Source organism: Rhizobacter sp. P1_G5 (genome assembly GCF_056405435.1).
Genome location: NZ_JBFUCB010000984.1, coordinates 1 through 1394, shown reverse-complemented (window position 1 = coordinate 1394; position 1394 = coordinate 1). Strand labels below are relative to the sequence as shown.

Sequence of the window (1394 nt, the reverse complement as noted above, 5' to 3'; positions counted from 1 at the left end):
GCTTCAGCTCGTCCTTGCCGGCCGCCGCGGCGGCCACCTGCTCCTCGGCCGGCAGGCTGGCAACGGCGGCCGCCGCGTTGATCGAGATCGTGCCGGCCTTCACCGCCTCGACCACTTCTGGCGCCGCCTGCTGGCGGATCTTCTCGATCATCGCGACCTGGTTGCTGCTGATGCGCGCGGCTTTCGCGAGCGCCTCGCGGGTGTCGAGCGCGGGCGCTGCGGCCACCGGTGCGGGCGAGGCGGCCTCCGCCGGTTCGGCGGCGCGGCGCGCACGCTGGCCGGAGACGATCTCGCGCTTGCGCAGCGCGAGCACGCCGCGTTGGTAGTCCGACAGGCTGCGCCGGCCGAGGTGCTGGTCGATCATCCACAGGTGCACGTCTTCCAGTGACTGGAAGCGCGTGCTCTGCACCGTCTGGAACGGCAGCCCGTGCTTGCGGCAGATGCCGTAGCGGTTGTGCCCGTCGACCAGCATGTCGCCCCACAGCACCAGCGCATCGCGGCAGCCCTCGGCGAGGATGCTGCGCTCCAGCGCGTCGTGTTCGTCCGCGGTCAACGGGTCGATGTAGGCTTTGAGTTCTTCGTTGACGACGAGGTCCATGGGGCGGGTGCGATCGGTGACAAAGGGGGCGCATTGTAGGGAGCGCGACAATCGCCCGATGCTGCTCCGCATCCACCACGCCGCCATCATCTGCTCCGACTACCCGGCCTCGAAGCGCTTCTACACCGAGACGCTCGGCCTCGCGGTGATCGCCGAGCACTTCCGCGCGCAGCGCAACTCGTACAAGCTCGACCTGGCACTGCCCGACGGCTCGCAGGTCGAGCTGTTCTCGTTCGACGGCGCGCCGCCGCGCCCGTCGTACCCCGAGGCGCGCGGCCTGCGCCACCTGGCGTTCGAGGTCGACGACGTGGCGCAGTGCAAGGCCGCGCTCGAGGGCCGGGGCGTCGCGGTGGAAGACATCCGCGTCGACGAGTACACGGGCAGGCGTTTCGTGTTCTTCGCCGATCCGGACGGGCTGCCGCTGGAGCTGTACGAGGCCGCCACCTGAGCGCGCGCGCTGACCCGAGTTGTGCCGCCCGGCCATTTCAGCGACAGTCGCGGATTACCCAATTTCCTTCGGAAGCCACTACCCGTGTCCACCTCCGCCTCCAACGATCGTGCCTTCTTCGGCCACCCCGCCGGCCTCGGCTGGCTCGCCTTCTGCGAACTCTGGGAACGTTTCTCGTACTACGGCATGCAGGCCCTGCTGGTGCTGTACCTCACCAACTACCTGTTCCTGCCCGAGAACATCGGCCACGTCGCCGGCATCGATGCGGTGCGCRGCGCCATCGAGAACGTCACCGGCCTGCGCTCGCCGCAGCAGCTCGCGTCCGCCGTGTTCGGGCTCTACGCGGGC

Annotated in this window: 2 protein-coding genes and 1 pseudogene; 2 read left to right on the top strand and 1 reads right to left on the bottom strand. The window is 69.5% G+C overall.

Going from position 1 to position 1394, the window contains the following annotated elements; all coding sequences use genetic code 11:
* Window positions 1-598, bottom strand: a 598-nt coding sequence (locus AC1D12_RS33375; RefSeq protein WP_477845381.1) for a ParB N-terminal domain-containing protein, incomplete at its 3' end; no start/stop codon positions are given.
* Between the two features lie 58 nt (window positions 599-656).
* On the opposite strand from AC1D12_RS33375, the gene gloA2 reads away from it, so the two are divergent.
* Both gloA2 and AC1D12_RS33365 read left to right on the top strand, forming a co-directional pair.
* Complete coding sequence (gloA2, locus tag AC1D12_RS33370) at window positions 657-1046, top strand: SMU1112c/YaeR family gloxylase I-like metalloprotein (protein WP_465112397.1); 390 nt, start codon at window positions 657-659, stop codon at window positions 1044-1046.
* Window positions 1047-1130: 84 nt separating this feature from the next.
* Window positions 1131-1394, top strand: a pseudogene (locus AC1D12_RS33365) (hypothetical protein); the annotation flags it as partial.

Excerpts from the sequence above, each read along its gene's own strand:
- gloA2 (WP_465112397.1), top strand. The coding sequence starts at position 657 with ATGCTGCTCCGCATCCACCACGCCGCCATCATCTGCTCCGACTACCCG.